A 13,260-nucleotide genomic window follows, 5' to 3' on the forward strand; every position below is an offset into this window, starting at 1 on the left:
TATTTTAGGGCTTTTTAGAACAAAAAATGTTGAAGGAATGTTATGTCAGCCTTAGTAACCGAGGAAGTTCACGAAGATACTTCCGATTTTGAAGAACACGGGCACCAGCGTCAACTTATTGGCTGGGCGGCACGGCTTGTGATGTTTGGAGCACTTTCATTTTCTGCCTATCAAATCACAGTTGCGGCGTTTCATCCATTTTCAAGTTTGATTATACGCGCTTTACATGTAAGCTTTTTAGTCTTTTTGATTTTCATGCTTTACCCCGCAACATCAAAAGGGCGTTCACAACAAAGTATCCCTTGGTACGATTTTTTACTCTCATTTTTTGGTTTTGCTCTTGGGTTTTACCATCTTGTGTTTGAAGCCGATCTTATTGAGCGTTCGGGTGATCCGACAACAATGGATCTTTTTGTGGCAACTGCTGCCAGCCTGCTGGTTTTTGAAGCCGCACGTCGTGTGGTAGGTTGGGCATTAACCTTTGTGTGTGGCATCTTTTTGGCGTATGGTTTTTTTGGGCAGTATTTGCCACTTTCCATCGCACACCGTGGGTTTGGGTTTGACCAGATCGTCGGTCAACTCTACCTTGGAAGTGATGGCATTTTAGGAACGCCAACCCTTGTTTCGGCAACCTATATTTTCTTGTTTATTCTTTTTGGAACATTTCTAGAACATGCAGGCATGATTCGCCTCTTTAACGCCCTTGCGTTGGGTCTTGTAGGTCGCGCACAAGGTGGCCCTGCTAAGGTTGCGGTTATCTCTTCAGGGCTTATGGGAACCATCTCAGGCTCTGGCGTTGCCAATGTATTAACCGTGGGGCAGTTTACCATTCCTCTTATGAAGCGTTTTGGGTATAGCTCTGTTTTTGCGGGTGCTGTTGAGGCGACGTCATCTATGGGTGGTCAAATTATGCCTCCTGTTATGGGTGCTGTGGCGTTTATTATGGCGGAGACACTGAATGTTCCGTATTCTGACATCGTTATAGCAGCGATTATTCCTGCAATGTTGTACTACTTTACCGCATTTTGGATGGTCCATCTGGAAGCAGGGCGTTTAAAATTACTGGGCATTCCTGCGGATCAATGTCCAAACCCTTGGACGGAACTCAAAGCAAGTTGGTATTTGGCACTTCCCTTAGCAGCACTTGTTTATATGCTCTTTCATGGCTTTACTCCAATGTTTGCGGGAATGATGGGCTTAACGTTGACATCGGTGTTGATTCTTGGGGCAGCTATTGCCGCACGTATTTCACAAACTGCATTGCGTTATGTTTTTTGGGTTGCCATTGCGCTTGGGGCATCTTCATTTTTACAATGGGGCATCGTTTCTGTGTTGGGTGTTATCGCTTTCTTAGTGCTTCTAAACTTTGTTGTTCAAGGTGGACGTGACACGCTTCGCACGATGAAAACAGCGCTTATTGATGGTGCAAAACAAGCGCTTGGTGTAGGTATCGCTTGTGCGATTGTGGGTGTCATCATAGGCGTGTTAACGCTGACTGGGGCTGCCTCTAACTTTGCAGGGTTTATCCTTGAAATCGGTGAGAAGAGTCTTTTTCTTTCGCTTTTACTGACCATGGTGGCATGTTTGATCTTGGGCATGGGAATTCCAACCATTCCTAACTACATCATCACAAGTTCCATCGCGGCACCTGCACTCTTAAAATTGGGTGTTCCACTCATTGTGAGTCATATGTTTGTTTTTTACTTTGGCATCATGGCGGATCTTACGCCTCCAGTTGCACTTGCTGCGTTTGCGGCAGCCTCTATCGCCAAAGCTTCAGCCATGAAGATCGGTTTTAAGGCAACACAAATCGCTGTCGCAGGGTTTGTTGTGCCATTTATGGCAGTGTATGACCCAGCATTGATGCTTCAAGGTGATCCTACATGGATAGCCGTTGTTTATATTGTTGTAAAAGCTTTGCTTGCTATCTATTTATGGGGATGTGCGGCTATTGGTTATTTATGGTCTCCCTTGCATATGGTTGAGCGTGTCGTTGCTGCAGCTACTGCGACACTCTTGGTTGCGGCTATTCCTGCTACCGATGAAATAGGCTTTGTCCTAGGGGCTATGTTTATTGCTTGGAATTGGTGGAAAAATCGTAAACAATGATGGCTTTATGTATGAGTGCGGGAGCAATGTCTGCGACGCTGTTCGTGCACTCTTTTACCCTCTCTTGGATGCACTCGGTAGAAAAAATTCGTTGGGAAGAGCAGTGGCAGATAGAGAATCAATCTCTACATGTCATATCTGCGAGTGTACGGGGAAGCGGAGCAGGGATGGAACCACCCCCTGATGCGGTGCTTCGAGAGGGTGCTTGGCATTACACGCCTAGCATTGCTCCTCTTCGTGAGCTTCGCCTTGCCCATTCTCCTTTTACCAAAGAGTATGAACTCTGCTTTGATGGCATGTGTTACCCACTCAGTGATCTTTTTCCAACCCTTCCTGAAATAGACACCATTGTTTTTGAAGCCTGCGAACGCTAAAATACCGCCACTTTTTATACGTAAGGGCACTTTCTTGAAATCAGAACTCAAAAATTACAGTTATATTTTCTTAGGTTCGCTCTTCTTGAGCTTTGGTGTTGTCTCTTTGTTTATTCCTAATGCTTTAGTAACGGGCGGAACTTCGGGTATGGCACTTTTGGGTCACTACCTTTTTAAACTTCCTGTGGGAATGTTGATGGTTATCATCAATGCGCCACTGCTGCTTTTAGGTACCAAATATTTTGGCAAGCATTTTACAATTCGCAGTATCATTGCGATTGGTTTTACATCGTTGTGTATAGACGTGATGGTTGAGTTTTTACATGTAAGCGCACTCAGCCACGATGTTATTTTGGCATCCATTTTTGGTGGTATTGCTGTTGGTATTGGACTTGGACTTATTTTCAGCGGTCATGCTTCTGCGGGTGGTTCTACGATTATCGCGAAGATTGTAGCGTCAAAGACGAGTATTAAAGCCTCTTCCGTGATGCTATTTATTGATATGCTTATTATTATTGCGATTGCATTTATCTCTAAAAATGTGGACTTAGCGCTTTGGAGTTTGGTGAGCATTTACATCAGCGCTAAAAGTGTGGATATGTTCTTAACCAGAGGTCCTTCTAAAAAAGTAGTGCATATCGTTTCTACCAAAATTGAAGAGCTTTGCAACCAAATCGTACTACAGTTGGGCAAAAATGGCACCATTGTAGAAGGAAATGGCATTTTTGAGCACGAAAACAAGCGTATGATTTTTTTAGTGGTTGAAAATGGCAAAGTACCACGCTTAAAAGAGTTGATTCAACAAGTAGACAGCGAAGCATTTATGGTCGTTATGGAAGCCTCAGAGTTGTTAGGGCGTGGGCATTAAAACTTGCTTTTGATGTTGATGCCAAACTGATCATTTTGCTTAGCAATACCCGTTTTATCATATGAAAATCCAAGATTGAGTCCTTTGGAAATTTCATTGAGCTGAAAATTGCTGTAAATACCCGTATACGAAAGATTGGTTTGCTCCTCATTGGCAATGACATAGCGTGATCCTAGCGTAATGTCTTTGCGAGGAGAGTAGTTCAGATCAACAGCGTAAGCCGCGGTATTGGGCGCATAGTTGTTCGAGCTTAATACCGATGACGTTGGCAAAAGATGATCTTTCCCTTCCAAGTCGCCACTGGCACTGTGCTTGCCACCTTCTACTCTAGAATAAGCGATGTAACTTCCAAAATTTTCATAATTGACTTGTGCTTTTGCACCAAACGCATTGGTCGTTGAAATGCCACTTTGTGCGATGCTTTGACGATAGGTATCTGCGTAGTAGTTTGCGCTCAGTTTATAGCCCATCTCGTCAGATTTACCATGGTAAAGCGCTTCGGTGTAGTATATGGTATTGTCGGTGCTACTTTGGTGCATTTCTGTTGCAAAAGATTGAGTCGCTACTTCCAACTTTAGACCTGCTAAGGGTGCTGTTTGGTAGTGAAAAAGAATTTTTTGAGTACGACTACTTGAAAATGCCGTTTCATCTTCCGTTCCTTCATTGTAATTTGCACTGATTTTATGGGTAAGATTGCCATCAAGTAGGGCATCTATAAGTGTATCAGCGGCAAAGAGTATCTGGGAGAGAAAAATGAGGCTAAAGGTGAGTTTTTTCATGGTGATTATGAAAGTGTAAAGCCATAAAAATGGCTTTACAGGTAAAGCAAGGGGAATGAATTACATCATTCCGCCCATGCCTCCCATTCCGCCCATGCCACCCATATCTGGCATTGATGGAGCTTTGTCCTCTTTTGCATTGCTAATAGTAGCTTCCGTTGTCAACAGTAAACTTGCAACAGAAACAGCATTTTGAAGTGCGATGCGAGAAACTTTAACAGGATCAACGATACCTGCATCAAACATATCGACATACTCACCGGTTGAAGCGTTGAAACCATAGTTTGCTTTGGTGCTTGTAAGAACATTGTTTGCAACAACGCCTGCATCAAAGCCAGCATTCTCAGCGATTTGTTTCAAAGGTGCTTTAAGAGCACGTGTAACGATGTCAGCACCGATGGCTTCATCGCCAGTAAGGTTTAGTTTGATTTTAGCATTTGCAAGCAAGAATGCAGAACCACCACCTACAACGATACCTTCTTCAACAGCCGCTTTAGTCGCTGAAAGTGCATCATCCACACGGTCTTTTTTCTCTTTCATCTCAGTTTCAGTAGCCGCACCAACTTTGATAACCGCAACACCACCGCTTAGTTTTGCTAAACGCTCTTGTAGTTTTTCTCTATCGTAGTCACTGCTTGTCTCTGCGATTTGCGCTTTGATTTGTCCAACACGAGCGTCAATGCGAGCTTTGTCGCCATTACCATTAACGATGGTTGTGTTGTCTTTATCGATCACGATGCGCGCTGCTTGACCAAGGTCTGCTAGTGTTGCCGCTTCAAGAGTACGTCCTAGCTCTTCACTGATGACTTCACCACCACTGATGATAGCGATGTCTTCTAACATTGCTTTTCTTCTATCACCAAAACCTGGAGCTTTAACCGCAGCGATGTTTAAAACACCTCTTAGTTTGTTAACAACAAGTGTTGCCAATGCTTCACCATCGATATCTTCAGCGATAATAAGTAAAGGTTTACCTGTTTTTTGAACTTGCTCAAGCACTGGTAAAAGATCTTTTAAGTTAGAGATTTTTTTGTCAAACAATAAAATAAATGGGTGTTCCATAACAGTTTGCATTTTCTCAGGGTTGGTTACAAAGTAAGGAGAGAGGTAACCACGGTCAAACTGCATACCCTCAACAACGTCTAACTCGTCTTGGATGCCTTTCGCTTCTTCAACGGTAATAACGCCATCTTTGCCTACTTTTTCCATAGCTTCAGCGATTAACTCACCGATGACCGTGTCAGAGTTTGCAGAAATCGTTGCAACTTGTGCGATCTCTTTTTTATCTTTAACAGCTTTTGCCATTGTTTTAAGTTCAGCGATAATTGCTTCAGCCGCTTTGTCCATACCACGTTTTACTTCGACTGGGTTTGCACCAGCTGTGATGTTTCTAAGGCCTTCTTTAAAAATTGCATGTGCAAGAACGGTTGCAGTTGTTGTACCATCACCCGCTTGGTCAGCAGTTTTAGACGCAACTTCTTTAACAAGTTGAGCACCCATGTTTTCGATAGTATCTTTAAGTTCGATCTCTTTTGCAACAGAAACACCGTCTTTTGTGATGCTAGGAGCACCGAAACTTTTTTGAATTAAAACGTTGCGACCACGTGGTCCCATTGTAACTTTTACTGCATCATTTAGTTTTTTAACGCCTTCGTAAAGTGCATTGCGTGCGCTGTCTGAAAATAGAATCTCTTTTGCCATGTTTAATTCCTTTTTTTAATTGATTGATTATAAAACGCCTAAGAGGTCGTCAGTGTTCATTACGAGGTATGCTTTGCCGTCTAATGTAATCTCTGTACCTGCATATTTTGCAAACACAACTTTGTCACCAACTGCAACAAGACCTTTTTCTGCAACTTTTGGACTTACAGCTCTAACAATACCGCTAAGAGGTTTTTCTTTAGCATTGTCAGGGATGATAATACCTGAAGCAGTCGTAGTGGCTTCTTCGATTCTCTCAAGAAGTACTCTTTTTCCTAATGGTTTGAAAGTCATTTGAATGTCCTTTTGACTAAAATTTTTAGCACTCGTTTATTTCGAGTGACAAAATTTTACACAAAAGTGGCTCAAAAGTCAAGAAAAAAGAGGTAAAAGTTTAGTCTACTGTACTCAATGTTTCCTGTTTTTGTTCAAGTTTCCAGAAAGGCGCATTAATTAACCTAGATATAAGTTTTATGACTATATAATGCCAACCTCTTTTAACCATGTCAAGGTAGCTCAGCTGGTTAGAGCGCTGGTCTCATAAGCCGGAGGTCGAGGGTTCGAGTCCCTCTCTTGACACCACTCACTTTTCACAAACCCTTATCCCATAGCACTTTCAAGCAACTCAGCTATAACTTTTAATTATTATCTCCAGAGTCGGAGGTCTAAATTTTTGGCTCATTTTTGGCACAATTTGACTCGCTTTTGGCTCGAAAAAGACTCAGCCTTTTATCTTCACTTTTGATTTTGTATCATTGAAGTTGGGGGGGGATAGAAAACTTTTTTAAGATTTTTGTAACCCGTTGAATATAATATTTTAATTTATTAACCAGTTATCGATATAGCGTAAAATTGGTAACTCAAAAGTTTAGCTCCGACCCTTTTTATTTCGTTTTATTTTTATTCGTATTTTCGAGTGGGCGTCAAATGAACATTAAAATTAGGTATACGCTCTTGAAAATATAACTTCTTTCTGTTGTAGCTTATGCCCTTGTTAAACGAATTACAGTTTTAATCACCCTTCAATTCAATTAAAGGGTGAAATAAGAACTTCAACTTAAAAATCTCTACAGAATTTGATAAAGAAATACATCACAATAAGGAGAAACAATGTTTAGGCAAGTATCATGCAAAAATGTTGGTATTTTTACTCCTTTGTTGTGTGATTTTTACTTGGTAGGGACTACTTTTTTACTTTATTTTTTCTAGGTTATGTATATCTTGAAAAACAAATTGATGAGCATAATATTTCACGCGATCGTGCAATGCAACAAGTAGATGAACTGCGCCAGTCATCAGATGATTTAACACGTATGGCATGCTCTTATACTATTACCCTCAACCCTATGTATCAATGGTGAACGTTCCAAAAATCTTGTAATGTGTTTACTCATGTCTCGCATGAAATTATTATGTAAATTAAGCTGGATTTAAAACGGATGTCCGAAAATATCTAAATGTAGGTGGAACTCGGTAAGCGTTTATATGTGAGGCTTTATTCTAGGGCTATGGTGAGTGTTTTGATAATTATTTGTGTATCAGCCAGAGGATTAGCACTTACGGAGCGAATCCAGTGTTGATTGAAAACAGTGCAAGTGGAGAACATACCTATTGGAAGTTTATCAAAGAGTTCTTGCGTACCGATGTGTAAAGGTCGAAAGACATTAATTCCTGTTTGCCCTGTTGCTAGTGTTTCAATGCGAGACTCGGCTTGTAGAAATTGAGCGAGCTTATGAGCTGATTGCATAGTGTGTTCGATACAATCAGCTAATCCTTCTTTACCCCAAGCAAGGAGTGTTGCCAAGAGTAAAACGGCTGAGGCGCAACGTGAACCTTGGATACCCACATTGGGTGTTGCAAGGTAAGAACTTCCAAAGGAAATAGCTTTATGGGCTTTTTCAGAGTCTTTGAAAAAAATGATGGCGGAATCTTTGGGTTGAAAGAACCACTTATGGGTTGAGATTGCTATGGAGTCAGCATATTCAATTCCCTCAAGCAATGAAGCATACATGGGAGAAAGTCGAAGTGCGCCTGCCCATGCGGCGTCAACATGTGTCCATGCAGCCTTACCACATAGCGTGAGCGTATCGAGTGCTCCTAATGTTGTTGTTCCCTCTGTTAAAACCAAAGCACTTTTGGAAAGGTCTCCAAGAGATGACGCATCTAGTGTTCCGTCCTTACATACAGGAATTGGACGATAGTTTAGCCCTAAAAGATGTGCTGCTTTTGGAATGCTAATGTGTGCTGCTTCTGAAGCAACGACTTCCATGACACCCGCACACTCTCTTGCTGCCCACAAGGCTGTTAGATTGGCAAGAGTTGAGCCTGCGCAAAAATGACCGCCACTCATACCAAATAAGGGTGAAAGCCATTCGATGACACGTTCTTCGGCTCCTTTTGCAAATGGAGATGTGGCAGGGTGAAGGAGGTTTTGATTGAGTCTTGCATTCCACAATGCGATTGCCCATGTAATCCATGGAGTAGGTGGATCCATGTGTGCGAGAGCAAAAGGTGCATCTAAATGTGTCGCTTTGCCCAGTATATGAGGTGCCAAAAGCTCTAGCGTTTGTGTCTCACCGATGCCAGAAAGAGGTAAAGTATCGGGCAAGGAAGTTGTCTCTAGATGTGTTTTGTTGAGATACTCAACTGCCGTATGTAAATCAGGATGAGGGGTAAAGCGTTGATGGATAGTTTTCATGATTAGTTCCAAGTAAATTTTAGAGGTATTTTATACTAAAGTAGATAAAACTCCTCGTCATATTGGTATTGTTGGACAGAAGCTTATATAGCCTAATAAAGATGATATTTATCAATTATTGCACTTATATAATCGAAAGACTATTTTAAGCGTTTTTACAATGCGGTAATTAAGTATGCAAAGCTATTATCACGCATTAAGATTTATAGTCTGTTTAAATCTATGCTTATATTCTTTAGGGTTTAAAGATGTTTCTCTTTTAAAAAACTGCCTGAAAGTACTTTCATCAAAATAGCCAACTTCTATAGTAATATCACTAAATTTTTTATTTGTAGTAATTAGCAACTCTTTTGCTTTTTCGATTCGAAGATTTTTTAAATATTGTATAGGTGAAATATTTAGTGACTTTTTAAATCTTCTTGAAAATGTTTTTTCTGTTATATTTAATCTATTTGCTAAGTCTAAAACTGAAATTTGTTCATGTAAATTGTCTTGCATCCATTGCACTATAGTTTTTATTTCTTTATCATCATATAAAAAAATTGTAGAAAAATTTTTATATGATTTTTGAGAGTCTCTTCCTTTATCAATAATCATCAAATTTGCCAGTTGATTAGCTGTTCTATTACTATGTGTTTTTTCAATAATATATAAGCATAAATCTAAATAGGCATGTATTCCAGCTGCAGTTATGATACCTTTTTGGTCTATTAATATTTTGTTTACGTCAAGGTTGACATTAGGAAATTCTTTTTTGAACTTATCTTCATATATCCAATGTGTTGTAGCTTCTTTTCCATCAAGCAAGTTGGTTTTTGCCAATATAAAACTGCCTATACAAGTTGAAGCGAGTAGAGCTTTATTTTGATATTGGTAAATCAACCAAGCGATTATTTTTTCTGATACATCAAATGAATGATCATTTACTGTAGGTGGAATGATAACAGCGTCATAAAAGGTATCTAAAGATAAGGGGACAGTATCAAAATACTTAACAACTTCTAAACTAACAAATGTTGTCTTTATCTCTTGTTCATCCTTTGCTTTACAAAAATCATTATTAATCATAAACATATCTTCTATCCCATAAGCAGCTGATTTTAATACATTTTCTAAAATTAAAATGGCTATATTCATATTTTGTCCAAAATAACATTTTTTATGGCAAAAATGCCTATTCTGGATTATATCATACTATGAGATAATAACAATTGTCCAACGAAATGCAGTTTTAGCTATCCTCTAATTCAATGAAAAGCTAGAATACGAACTTCAACTTGAAAATATCTACAGAATTTTGTACTTCGTTTGATAGGGACTGCAGGCTTTAATTAATTTTGTAAAAAAGGAAGTTAGAATGAAAAGTATGTTTGTTTATATTGCCATTGTTTTTATTTTATTCGGAGTTTCATCTCTTCAGGCGCAAACCTTTGATTTGTCACATACGGATCAGGTGAAGCCGAACAATGTGATTGTTAAATCTGCTGATTTTGAAGGTCGCAAAAGTCTTCAGGTTTATCTTAGTGAAGAAAAACAGGCACAGATGTTGAAAGGACTTGGTGGGAATCATGCCACTTTTGCTTTAATACCCGTTGCTTTCCAAAATGGAATTATCGAGGTTGATATAGCCGGTGAAGTCAACGGCAAGGGTGATCCAGATTCACGGGGATTTACTGGAATTGCTTTTCGCATCAATAATGATGTTTCCAAATTTGAAGCAATTTATCTGCGTATGACAAACGGACGCAATGCTGAGCCTGTCCCACCTTCTCCCCGCATTGACAGGGCAATTCAATACATCTCATATCCTGATTGGTCATTTGATCGATTCCGTAATGAATTTCCTGAACAATATGAAAAAGGTGCAAATATTGCTCCTAAAAAATGGATTCATCTTAAAATCGAAGTCAAAGGAAGTGTGGCTAAGGCTTATTTAAATAATGAATTGGAACCTGCTATCACAGTCAGTGATTTGAAAATGGGTGCCGAGGCCAAAGGCTCGGTCGGGCTTTGGGTAGATGATGGTTCAAATGGGTATTTTTCCAATTTGCAGATAATTTCGTATTAAAAGGTGTCAAACGAAGTGCAAAAGAGGCATATATAGTTCATAAGAGTCTATCTGTACTTTAGGTTTTTTTGGAGAATTTTATATAACTAAAATTGCACTTTTCTTGACACTAATGATTGAAACAGAAATTTAAGAAAGGGTTATAATGTACATATATCACATTAGAAATGCAACATTTGTAATAAATTCAAACGATAAATATATTTTGATTGACCCGATGCTAAGTGGCAAAGGAGAACTGCCACCATTTTCCGTTATACAACATAAAATACAGATGAATCCAACTGTACCTTTGCCAAGTGATGCTGATAGTATTTTAAACAAAACAACCGATTGCCTTATTACTCATTCGCAAACTTTTGGAATAAAAGTGCTACAACACACAGACCATTTAGATAAAAAAGGTGAATTGTTTTTAGTTTCAAAAAATATTCCTATTACCACTATTAAGAAAGATGCCTCTTATCTTAAAAAATACAATTTAAATGTTGTATCTGGTCTTAATTTTTGGACAAAAAATGAATACCTAGAAGGATACATTACAGCAATCCCAGCAAGGCATGGACACGGTTGGATAAATAAGATTATGGCTAATGGTGCTGGATATTTTATTGAGCTTCCAAATGAACCTACTGTGTATATATGTGGAGACACTGTATTGACTGAAGATGTCAAAAGGGCTATTTTGGAACTCAAACCTGATATTGTAGTTGTAGCAGCCGGTAATGCTTCTCTTGATATTGGGAAACCTTTACTAATGAATATGGACGAAATTATTGAACTAATAAGACTTAGTCCGAACATAGTAATTGCCAACCATATGGATTCTCTTAATCACTGCTCAATTTCTCGCAATATGCTAAAAGATAAATTAATGCAGGAAAATCTAATACATAGAGTTTTTATCCCTGACGATGGTGAAAAAATTGAATTTTGATTTTCGGTTACCACACAATTTCGAAAAAATAGCACGCTAAGCTAAATTTACCTGTCTAAGTAGATTGAGATTTAGTAGGCGAAGATGATACTAGACCTCACAATTACAGTAATGGAATGACTCCACCTTTGTAGACACAATTTAATTCTGCAAAGCCATTTTTATAAAAAACAATATGGGTCTGAGTTAAACTTTTAACTTTTTATAGGTTAGTTTAAGAAAACAATGGCATGAAAAACAATTAGATTCAAGCCAAAGAGTAATATGGGGGGTAAACTTTTAACTCCTAAATTAACACTTTGTTTCACCAAAAACAGTTAACCCGTCAGAACTTAACATCCAACGGGTCAACGGGTTAACATTTCTAATAAAAAACTTCCCTATTTTAACTACGCATACAGTCTATCAATTCCACTATCAATTTTAGCTACATCCATCAGTCCATTCTTCACATAGTAATCCATTGTAGTCGAGAGCTTAGTATGCCCCAAATACTTCTGCGCAAGTGTGATAGGCATGTTGTTCTCAACAACTGAACTTGCAAAGCTGTGACGTGTAGCATAGAGGGTTTTATAAGTGATATTTAAATGCTCTAAAAGGGGCTTTAAATACGTTTTAACGATTGGACGTGACTCGAAGTATGGTTGAAGCGTATTTTCATTGGGAAATACCCATAGAGAACTCTTTGCAGTTTGACTGTGAATGTGTAAAGCCTCTTTAACAGGCGCAGGCATGTAAACGGTATTGACAATGTTCGTCTTAGTGGATTTTAACTTGCCATGTCTTTGACTGCGTTGTATGGTGATCGTGTTGTATGGTGATCGTGTTGTTCTCAAAGTCAATATCACCCCACTGTAAAGCCAAAGCTTCACCCGTTCTAAGTCCTGTGTTAAACGATAACGTAAGGAATGCTTTGAACCACCCTGTGGCATTTTCAAGAATTCTCTGCACTTCATCTTTGCTGTAGTATTTCTGTGAAGAATCGCTTTTGCTCTTACTGAACTGCTTTGACTTCTTATCAACAAGTGTCAATGGGTTTTTATCGATCATCTCATTGACAAGGGCATAGTTCCAAATGAAGTTAAACGTTCGGTAGTATTTGTTAAAGCGAGACTTGCTTAACTGATTGGATTCAATCAAGAGGTGTTTTAAGTTTTAATTCGCAATTTTTCTGCATTATAAACTGGCGACTTCTGCGCTTCGCTTGACACCTCGTGTTGGTTTGACTGAAAAAGCCCAAAATTCAAGCCAATATTTTGTACTTCATGTGACAATAGATTTTTATTCAATCATCGCATCAAATTCTTTCACTTTATCCAGTGCTTTCATCGCAGAAGTTTTTGCGTTTTCGCTTAAGCCTTCACTAAAATGCAGGACATTTTCGAGCAACACACAAATGCCTAAAAAGATGGTTTTAGTACAAATCTCTCTGAGGCAGCTCATGAGAATGGGGGTAGGGATGTTGTGTGTAGAGTAGATGTAAGTGCGTTCATCACTGAGGTCTAAAAACTCTATCTTGTCCTCTTTAAAGCCACTCATCGCATCGACGACAACAATGACATCTGGTTCGTAAGCACGTAAAGAGCCAAATTCATTTTCAGGGGTATCGTAGCCAAAAAAGACTCTCCATTCGGGTAAGTGTTCCTCTACCAGTCGTCCTACTACGATGGCAACACCATCATCTCCTCTAAGTTCATTACCCACACACAACAACGCTTTTTTCACC

At 39.2% G+C, this 13,260-nt stretch carries 13 protein-coding genes and 1 tRNA gene; 6 read left to right on the plus strand and 8 right to left on the minus strand.

The window, feature by feature from the left end:
- The first annotated feature begins 42 nt into the window (after positions 1-42).
- The 3 genes from V7Q04_RS04170 to V7Q04_RS04180 are packed head-to-tail and all read left to right on the plus strand — an operon-like array spanning position 43 to position 3,351.
- Complete coding sequence (locus tag V7Q04_RS04170; RefSeq protein WP_333803648.1) at positions 43-2,109, plus strand: TRAP transporter permease; 2,067 nt, start codon at positions 43-45, stop codon at positions 2,107-2,109.
- Positions 2,106-2,483, plus strand: a complete 378-nt coding sequence (locus V7Q04_RS04175) for a DUF1850 domain-containing protein (RefSeq protein ID WP_333803649.1) — start codon at positions 2,106-2,108, stop codon at positions 2,481-2,483. Before V7Q04_RS04170 ends, V7Q04_RS04175 begins: the two co-directional genes overlap by 4 nt.
- A 34-nt stretch (positions 2,484-2,517) precedes the next feature.
- A complete protein-coding gene (locus V7Q04_RS04180) occupies positions 2,518-3,351 on the plus strand; it encodes a YitT family protein (RefSeq protein WP_333803650.1) in 834 nt (277 codons plus the stop codon).
- On the opposite strand, the gene V7Q04_RS04185 is transcribed toward V7Q04_RS04180, so the two are convergent.
- Genes V7Q04_RS04185 through groES form a run of 3 tightly spaced genes read right to left on the minus strand, consistent with a single transcriptional unit; the run spans position 3,348 to position 6,125 of the window.
- Entirely contained in the window at positions 3,348-4,130 is a 783-nt protein-coding gene (locus V7Q04_RS04185) for a hypothetical protein (protein WP_333803651.1), read from the minus strand. The two genes, V7Q04_RS04180 and V7Q04_RS04185, sit on opposite strands and share 4 nt — an antisense overlap.
- A 60-nt stretch (positions 4,131-4,190) precedes the next feature.
- Entirely contained in the window at positions 4,191-5,831 is a 1,641-nt protein-coding gene (groL, locus tag V7Q04_RS04190) for a chaperonin GroEL (RefSeq protein WP_333803652.1), read from the minus strand.
- Positions 5,832-5,858: 27 nt separating this feature from the next.
- Complete coding sequence (gene groES / locus V7Q04_RS04195; RefSeq protein ID WP_333803653.1) at positions 5,859-6,125, minus strand: co-chaperone GroES; 267 nt, start codon at positions 6,123-6,125, stop codon at positions 5,859-5,861.
- A 211-nt stretch (positions 6,126-6,336) separates the two neighbouring features.
- On the opposite strand from groES, the gene V7Q04_RS04200 reads away from it, so the two are divergent.
- Positions 6,337-6,413: transfer RNA gene (locus V7Q04_RS04200), tRNA-Met, on the plus strand.
- A 913-nt stretch (positions 6,414-7,326) separates the two neighbouring features.
- Here V7Q04_RS04200 and V7Q04_RS04205 read toward each other — a convergent pair.
- Complete coding sequence (locus tag V7Q04_RS04205; protein ID WP_333803654.1) at positions 7,327-8,529, minus strand: pyridoxal phosphate-dependent decarboxylase family protein; 1,203 nt, start codon at positions 8,527-8,529, stop codon at positions 7,327-7,329.
- Positions 8,530-8,718: 189 nt separating this feature from the next.
- Positions 8,719-9,666, minus strand: coding sequence for a GlxA family transcriptional regulator (locus V7Q04_RS04210; protein ID WP_333803655.1), 948 nt, complete (start codon positions 9,664-9,666; stop codon positions 8,719-8,721).
- A gap of 220 nt (positions 9,667-9,886) precedes the next feature.
- Between V7Q04_RS04210 and V7Q04_RS04215 the strand changes: the two genes are divergently transcribed.
- Both V7Q04_RS04215 and V7Q04_RS04220 read left to right on the plus strand, forming a co-directional pair.
- Positions 9,887-10,597 carry a hypothetical protein gene (locus V7Q04_RS04215; RefSeq protein ID WP_333803656.1) on the plus strand — a complete coding sequence of 237 codons (711 nt, stop codon included), beginning with the start codon at positions 9,887-9,889 and terminating at the stop codon, positions 10,595-10,597.
- 145 nt (positions 10,598-10,742) lie between these two features.
- Positions 10,743-11,534: an MBL fold metallo-hydrolase gene (locus tag V7Q04_RS04220; protein WP_333803657.1), complete on the plus strand. Its 792-nt coding sequence runs from the start codon at positions 10,743-10,745 to the stop codon at positions 11,532-11,534.
- Positions 11,535-11,923: 389 nt separating this feature from the next.
- Here the strand turns inward: V7Q04_RS04220 and V7Q04_RS04225 are convergent, their stop codons facing one another.
- The 3 genes from V7Q04_RS04225 to V7Q04_RS04235 all read right to left on the minus strand — a co-directional run bounded on the left by V7Q04_RS04225 (position 11,924) and on the right by V7Q04_RS04235 (position 13,259).
- Positions 11,924-12,370 carry a tyrosine-type recombinase/integrase gene (locus V7Q04_RS04225; protein ID WP_333803658.1) on the minus strand — a complete coding sequence of 149 codons (447 nt, stop codon included), beginning with the start codon at positions 12,368-12,370 and terminating at the stop codon, positions 11,924-11,926.
- Positions 12,294-12,674 carry a site-specific integrase gene (locus V7Q04_RS04230; protein ID WP_333803659.1) on the minus strand — a complete coding sequence of 127 codons (381 nt, stop codon included), beginning with the start codon at positions 12,672-12,674 and terminating at the stop codon, positions 12,294-12,296. The genes V7Q04_RS04225 and V7Q04_RS04230 overlap by 77 nt, the downstream gene beginning before the upstream one ends.
- 141 nt (positions 12,675-12,815) lie before the next feature.
- Complete coding sequence (locus V7Q04_RS04235) at positions 12,816-13,259, minus strand: hydrogenase 3 maturation endopeptidase HyCI (RefSeq protein ID WP_333803660.1); 444 nt, start codon at positions 13,257-13,259, stop codon at positions 12,816-12,818.
- Between the last annotated feature and the right edge of the window lies 1 nt (position 13,260).

The sequence above is a fragment of the Sulfurospirillum sp. genome (genome assembly GCF_036802865.1).
In the GTDB taxonomy this organism is placed as follows: domain Bacteria; phylum Campylobacterota; class Campylobacteria; order Campylobacterales; family Sulfurospirillaceae; genus Sulfurospirillum.

Bases quoted from the DNA above. Each gene is read 5' to 3' on its own strand.
- V7Q04_RS04210 (WP_333803655.1), bottom strand. From the start codon at position 9,666: ATGAATATAGCCATTTTAATTTTAGAAAATGTATTAAAATCAGCTGCT.
- groL (WP_333803652.1), bottom strand. From the start codon at position 5,831: ATGGCAAAAGAGATTCTATTTTCAGACAGCGCACGCAATGCACTTTAC.
- V7Q04_RS04205 (WP_333803654.1), bottom strand. From the start codon at position 8,529: ATGAAAACTATCCATCAACGCTTTACCCCTCATCCTGATTTACATACG.
- V7Q04_RS04220 (WP_333803657.1), top strand. From the start codon at position 10,743: ATGTACATATATCACATTAGAAATGCAACATTTGTAATAAATTCAAAC.
- V7Q04_RS04175 (WP_333803649.1), top strand. From the start codon at position 2,106: ATGATGGCTTTATGTATGAGTGCGGGAGCAATGTCTGCGACGCTGTTC.
- V7Q04_RS04185 (WP_333803651.1), bottom strand. From the start codon at position 4,130: ATGAAAAAACTCACCTTTAGCCTCATTTTTCTCTCCCAGATACTCTTT.
- V7Q04_RS04170 (WP_333803648.1), top strand. From the start codon at position 43: ATGTCAGCCTTAGTAACCGAGGAAGTTCACGAAGATACTTCCGATTTT.
- groES (WP_333803653.1), bottom strand. From the start codon at position 6,125: ATGACTTTCAAACCATTAGGAAAAAGAGTACTTCTTGAGAGAATCGAA.
- V7Q04_RS04215 (WP_333803656.1), top strand. From the start codon at position 9,887: ATGAAAAGTATGTTTGTTTATATTGCCATTGTTTTTATTTTATTCGGA.